Annotated in this window: 6 protein-coding genes; all 6 read right to left on the reverse strand. The window is 64.0% G+C overall.

Annotated features, from left to right (window positions below):
• The coding region (locus EN914_RS20495; RefSeq protein ID WP_164778820.1) for an LLM class flavin-dependent oxidoreductase at nucleotides 1–371 on the reverse strand (371 nt) is incomplete at its 3' end.
• Nucleotides 372–440: 69 nt separating this feature from the next.
• Nucleotides 441–1,328: an ABC transporter permease gene (locus EN914_RS20500; protein WP_024503937.1), complete on the reverse strand. Its 888-nt coding sequence runs from the start codon at nucleotides 1,326–1,328 to the stop codon at nucleotides 441–443.
• The gene (locus EN914_RS20505; protein WP_013530496.1) at nucleotides 1,325–2,284 is read right to left on the reverse strand and encodes an ABC transporter permease; all 960 of its coding nucleotides are present in this window, start codon (nucleotides 2,282–2,284) and stop codon (nucleotides 1,325–1,327) included. The genes EN914_RS20500 and EN914_RS20505 overlap by 4 nt, the downstream gene beginning before the upstream one ends.
• A gap of 7 nt (nucleotides 2,285–2,291) precedes the next feature.
• Nucleotides 2,292–3,929 (reverse strand): ABC transporter substrate-binding protein, encoded by a 1,638-nt coding sequence (locus EN914_RS20510; protein ID WP_024503938.1) that lies wholly within the window; start codon nucleotides 3,927–3,929, stop codon nucleotides 2,292–2,294.
• Nucleotides 3,930–3,964: 35 nt separating this feature from the next.
• Nucleotides 3,965–4,741, reverse strand: a complete 777-nt coding sequence (locus EN914_RS20515) for a DUF427 domain-containing protein (protein WP_024503939.1) — start codon at nucleotides 4,739–4,741, stop codon at nucleotides 3,965–3,967.
• 14 nt (nucleotides 4,742–4,755) lie between these two features.
• Nucleotides 4,756–6,114, reverse strand: a complete 1,359-nt coding sequence (locus tag EN914_RS20520) for an LLM class flavin-dependent oxidoreductase (RefSeq protein WP_024503940.1) — start codon at nucleotides 6,112–6,114, stop codon at nucleotides 4,756–4,758.
• Nucleotides 6,115–6,133: the final 19 nt, after the last annotated feature.

Consider the following 6,133-nt stretch of genomic DNA (forward strand, 5'->3'; position numbering starts at 1 on the left):
AAATGGCGCCAGCCATCGATCACCTGCTCGGGCGAGCCACGGCTGATGCCGAGCTGCAGGCGCCCGCCGGCGATGATGTCGGCAGCACCGGCATCCTCGGCCATGTAGAGCGGATTCTCGTAGCGCATGTCGATGACGGCGGTGCCGATCTCGATACGGCTGGTCTTGGCGCCGACCGCCGCCAGCAGCGGGAACGGCGAAGCGAGCTGGCGGGCGAAATGATGCACGCGGTAATAGGCGCCATCCGCGCCCAGCTGCTCGGCGGCGACGGCGAGGTCGATGGATTGCAAAAGCGCGTCCGAAGCCGAGCGCACTTGCGATTGCGACGAGGGCGTCCAGTGCCCGAACGACAGGAAACCGATTTTCTTCATAGTCATGCGATATAAGGATGCGCGTCAAGCTTCAATGCAAAAGAGATTTTTTGGCGCCCGGATCAAGGCTCATGCATCGCTATTCTCGAAGGCGCCAATGCCTTGTGCGATCAGGTTGGTCGCCATCACCAGCGAGACGATTGCCCCGGAATTGAAGAGGACGACCCACCATTTTCCGCCGGTCAGGAAGCCATAGCCGTCGGCGACGGCCAGTCCCCAGTCGGCCGATGGCGGCTGGATGCCGAGGCCGAGAAAGCTCAGCGTCGCGATCGAGAAGAACGCGTAGCCCAGCCTTGTGACGAGCTCGATGAGGATCGTTTCCCTGATGTTGGGCAGTATCTCCAGGAACATGATGGCGAGCGCGCCCTCGCCGCCGAGGCGCGCGGCGCTGACATAGTCGCGCTGCTTCTGCTCACGCACGGCGGCGCGAACGGTGCGCGCCACCAGCGGCGCGTAGGCGATGCCGATCACCAGGATGACGGTCAGGTTCGACGGGCCGATCGCCACCAGCGTCATGGTGACGAGAACGATGAACGGAAACGCCATCAGCGTATCGAGCAGCCGCGCGCCGATGGCATCGGTGAGGCCCTCGAAATAGCCGAGCACCAGGCCGATGATGCTGCCGGCGGCAACCCCGGCCAGCGTCGCCAGCGGCGCAACCAGCAGGATGTCGCGCGAACCGACGATGATGCGGGACAGCACATCGCGGCCGAGCTGATCGGTCCCGAACCAGTGCAGCGCATCGGGCGGCGTCAGCGTCGCCAGGAAATCCTCGGCATAGGGATCGTAGGGAACGAAGAGGTTGCCTGCTATGGCGCAAGCGACCCAGAACAAAAGCAGCAGCAATCCGACCACGACCGACGGCGGCAATCCGGCGAAAGCACTGCGAATCCGGCGCATTGTCGAAAAGCCCGCCACGGCGCGCTGCGGTGCGGGAAACTCGGCCAGATCCGTCATGGCGAGGTCCGGCGGCGTTGCCGCGGATCGAGCAGCGCCAGCAAGAGGTCGCCGGCCGCCGCCGACAGCACGAAGATGGCCGCCATCACCAATACGCCTGCCTCCAGCATCGGGAAATCACGGGCCTTGGCCGCGTTCAGGACCAGATTGCCAAGTCCCTGGATGCCGAACAACGCCTCGATCACCACCAGCCCACCCAGCATGTATCCGGTCTGCGTCGCCAGCACCGCGACGGTCGGCGTCAGCGCATTGCGCAGCACGTGCCGAAAGATGATCTCGCGCCGCTCGAGCCCTTTCAGGACGGCGGTGCGCGTGTAATCGGCGGCGATCGCCTCGATCACGCCTGCTCGCGTCATCCGGGCGATATAGCCGGAAAGGTTCAGCACCAGCGGCAGCGCCGGCAGGATCAGATAATAGCCATGCGTCCAGAAGCCCGCGCCATCGGGCGCAACGCCGGAGATCGGGAACCAGTTCAGCCACAGGCCGAAAACGATGAGCAGCATCAGGCCGGAAACGAAATCAGGCACAATGCCGAAGGAGACGCCCGCCATCACGATCAGCCGGTCGATGAGGCGGCCGGCATTGAGACCGGCGATGACGCCGGCACCAACGCCGAGCGGAACGAGGAAGAGCAAAATAATCCCGGCAAGCGCCGCGGAGCGCTTGAGGCTTTCCAGCACGAAGGGCGCCACCGGCCCGCGCATCGACAGCGAGGTGCCGAAGTCACCGGTGACCGCTTTGCTGAACCAGAGCCAATACTGGACGAGAACCGGCTGGTCGGCGCCTAGCCGCTTGTTCAGTTCCGCCACCGCTTGCGCGTCGGCAAAAGGCCCGAGCATGACACGGCCCACATCGCCGGGCAGGACCTGCCCGGCGAAGAACACCAGAATGCTGACCAGCCACAGGGTGAGGACAAGTGTGCCCACACGCGCTGACAGAATGCGACCGGTCAGCATGTCGCGATCATGCCTGGACGAAGGAAACGCGGTCGAGCAGGAGATGCGAAATCGCGGTGAAGCGCACGCCCTCGACCTTGGAGCTGACGATGCGGCTGTATTGCGAGAAGTAGCTGATGATCGCCGGCGTCTCGTCGAGCAGCAAGGTCTGGATCTTGCGGGCAACAAGGCGCTGTGCCTGCAGGTCGCGCGCCTTCGAGTAGTCAAGCAGCAGCGCGTCATAGGCCGGGTTGTTGAAATGTGCCGCGTTCCAAGCTCCCGAACTCTTTAGCGTGGCGTTGAGGAAGATGTCGGGCGTGCCGCGGTGGCCATAGTCGGTGATGCCGAGCACCGAATCCAGCCATGGCGAACTGCCAAACGTCGCCGAGCCGTAATAGGCGTCCTGCGGCAGGACATTGAGCTTGACGTCGATGCCGGCCTTCTTGGCGAAGTTCTGGATGATGACCGCATAGTCGGGAATGTCATAGGCGCGTTCCGTGGTCAGCGTCACCTCGAAGCCGTTGGGCACGCCCGCCTCGCCAAGCAGCCGCTTGGCCTCGGCAATGTCCTGCTTGCGCTGCGGCACCGATGGATCGGCCGAGGGGAAGATCGGCGCGAACGGCGTGTCGTTGCCGACGATGGCGCGGCCCTTGAGCAGGCCCTTGACCACAGCCTCTCGGTCGATCGTGAGCGCCAGCGCGCGGCGGATGCGCTTGTCGGTAAACGGCGCCTGGTCGGTCCTGAGATGCACCTGGTCGTGCGAGCTCGCCTGCACGCTCAGCAGCTTGAAGTTGGGATTGCCCTCGATCGCCAGCTCCAGCCGCGTCGTGCTCGGGATGACGTCGAGCTGGCCGGCCTGCAAAGCCAGCACCTGTGCCTGCTCGTCGTCGAAGAACTTGATCTCGATCCGGTCGGGCAGCGCCTTGTCGCCCCAGTAATTCTCATTGCGCACGAAGCTGGCGCCTTGCTTGGGGCGGAAGGATTCGAGCTTGAACGGACCGGTGCCGTTGAAAGTCTTCTCGAAATCACCGGCATAGTCGGCAGGCAGGATGACGGCATTGTAGACGTCGGAGGAGACATAGAACGGGAAGTTGCTGTTCGGACCGTCGAGATCGAAGGCGACGGTTTCGTCGTCGACCAGCTTGGCGCCGCCCTTGGACAGGATGCCCTTGTAGGCGGACAACGCCGACGAGCCGCTGGCCGGATCGACCAGCCGCTCGAAGCTCGCCACAACGTCTTTGGCGGTGACCGCGCGGCCATCGTGGAATTTTACCCCTTGCCGCAATTTGAAGGTCCAGCGGCTGGCCGTCTCGTTGGCCTCCCAGGACAGAGCCAGCTTCGGCTGCAGACCATCCTTCGGATCGTCGAGGATCAGATACTCGCCGACCTGGCTGATCACCCCGATGCTGGCCGGATCGGTGACCGAAACCGGATCGATCGCCTTGGTCGGCTGGCCGAGCCCGACGCGAACCGTGCCGCCGCCGGCAGCCGCGGCGCGCGCGCCTCCCAACCCCTGCGAGGCGGCAAAGCCGGTCAGGCCGAGCAGTGCGGCATATCTGAGGAGATCGCGGCGCTTGAGAAAGCCGCCCTGATGTTCGTCGACGGCGACATTCCAGATGTCCCCCGACAGATTGCGAACTGCGTCGATATCTCTGCGTCTGGTCATTTTGAAATCCCTGCTTTGAAATGAAGATTGAAAATCTATGCGACGGGCTCGCCGTCGAGATGGATGCGGTCGACGGCCTGCGGATAGAAGGCGATGAGGCCCTTGATCTTCGGCATTTCCTCAATGGGATCCCGGTAGCTCCAGGCGATATCAGGGCGCACCGAACCGTCGCTCAGCAGGCCGGACCAGTAAGAGGCGATGCCCTTGTAGGGACATCGCGTCGTGGTGACGGACGCCGTCAGCCGCTCCAGCCGGATGTCTTCCGCGGGCAGATAAAAACGCGTCGGCAGATGCGTCTCGAACAGCAGCACCGGGCGGTGGCTGTCGGCGATCGGCTCGCCGTCGAACCAGATCTGCAAATGGCTCGAGCTTTGCAGAACATCGATGCGTGCATAGGGATCGCGGGCGTGGACGAAGACTTCCTCTTCCTCCTCGAACCACTGGTCGACGGCCTTCCAGGTGAATGCAATGCGGCCGGCCAGCGGCGCCAGGTTTTCATCCGGCGGCGACACGAACGACCACGCCGCGTTGGCGCTGCGCCTGTCGCCGCTGTCGATATCCCAATAGGCGGTCTCGCCACCGACCGGATGCGGCTCGCGATGCAGCGAAGGTTTCAGCACCGATGGGTCGACCGCTGACGGCGGGAAGAAATAGATCGGCAGGAAATGGTTGGAGCGCAGCACCAGCACGTTGCGGCTGTCGGCGATGGTGCGGCCGCCGAATTTGACGCGCACACGCTTGGGGCTGTGCAGGACATTGACGAGCTGCGGCGCGGTCGCTTCGCGTGGCTGCAATCTTGGTGCGACGGTCATGATCGTTCTTCCGGTCAGGACACGGCACGCGCATTGTCGCGCTGTTCGGCGAAGCGGTTGGCGGGCCGTGCTAGGCCGAAACGGTCGCGCAGCGTTCCCGGCCCGTATTCGGTCGGGAAGACGCCGCGCCGCTGCAGCTCCGGCACCACCTGTTCGGCAAAATTCACCCAGTCTTCTGGCAGCAGCGGGAACATCAGGTTGAAGCCGTCAGCGGCACCCGAAACGAACCAGTCCTGCAACTGGTCCGCGATCTGTACCGGCGTGCCGGCAACCGTCGGCACCGAACCGCTGTTGGCGAGCTTGCGCGCGATCTCGCGCAGGCTGAGATTCTGCTTCGCCCACTGCTTGACCCGGTTGAGCGATGTGCGCCCGCCATTGAACGTGCTTTCGTCCGGCAGCGGCGGCAGCGGCCCGTCCGGCGGGAACAGCGACAGGTCCAACCCGCTCCAGCTCGACAGAAGGTCGATGCCGACCTGATCCGGCAGCAAGGTCTGCAGGTATTCCTGCTTTTCCCGGCCTTCCGCTTCGGAGGCGGCGACGATCGGCAGGATGCCGGGCAGGATCTTGAAGCTCTCCGGCCGCCTGCCGTGGCGGGCCAGCCGCTCGTTGATATCCTGACGGTATTTGATGCCATCCTCCTTGGTGCTGTAGATGGCGAAGTGCGCATCGGCCTGGGCGGTGGCGAAGTTCTTGCCATCTTCGGACGAGCCGGCCTGGACGATTAGCGGATGGCCTTGCGGCGGCCGCGAGACGTTGAGCGGCCCACGCACCTTGAAGTGCTTGCCCTTGTGATCGATGGGATGGACCTTGTCGGGGTCGGCGAAATGGCCTGACGCCTTGTCGATCAGCAGCGCCTCGTCTTCCCAGCTGTCCCACAGCGCCTTGACGATATCGAGGAATTCGGCCGCGCGCTCATAGCGGAAAGCATGTTCGATATTGCCGTCGCGGCCGAAATTGCGCGCCTCCTCATCCATGGCCGAGGTGACGACGTTCCACGACGCCCTGCCCTTGCTGATATGGTCGAGCGAGGCGAACATGCGCGCCACATTGTACGGCTCGCTGTAGGAACTCGACGCCGTGGTGATCAGGCCGATATGCTTGGTCACGCTAGCCAGCGCCGATAGCAGCGTCAGCGGTTCGAGGCGGGCATTGGCGTAATGGGCGACGCCGCTCTTGACTGAATCCCAGATCGACACGTGGTCGGCGACGAAGATGGTGTCGATCCTGGCGCGTTCGGCCGCCTGCACGAGATCGCGGTAGAATTCGAAATCCAGCACCTCCCGCCCCGGCGCCCTCGGGTGGCGCCACGACATCCGATGATCGCCCTGCGGGTTGAAGAAGAATGCGCTGAGGATCATGTGGTCTCGAGCCATGCCGGGCCTCCTTCCAGAT

Source organism: Mesorhizobium sp. M7A.F.Ca.CA.001.08.2.1, assembly GCF_003998455.1.
Taxonomy (GTDB): Bacteria; Pseudomonadota; Alphaproteobacteria; order Rhizobiales; family Rhizobiaceae; genus Mesorhizobium; species Mesorhizobium ciceri.

What these genes read in the sequence shown, in the direction of transcription:
- EN914_RS20500 (WP_024503937.1), bottom strand. Translation starts at nt 1,328, where the DNA reads ATGACGGATCTGGCCGAGTTTCCCGCACCGCAGCGCGCCGTGGCGGGC.
- EN914_RS20505 (WP_013530496.1), bottom strand. Translation starts at nt 2,284, where the DNA reads ATGCTGACCGGTCGCATTCTGTCAGCGCGTGTGGGCACACTTGTCCTC.
- EN914_RS20510 (WP_024503938.1), bottom strand. Translation starts at nt 3,929, where the DNA reads ATGACCAGACGCAGAGATATCGACGCAGTTCGCAATCTGTCGGGGGAC.
- EN914_RS20515 (WP_024503939.1), bottom strand. Translation starts at nt 4,741, where the DNA reads ATGACCGTCGCACCAAGATTGCAGCCACGCGAAGCGACCGCGCCGCAG.
- EN914_RS20520 (WP_024503940.1), bottom strand. Translation starts at nt 6,114, where the DNA reads ATGGCTCGAGACCACATGATCCTCAGCGCATTCTTCTTCAACCCGCAG.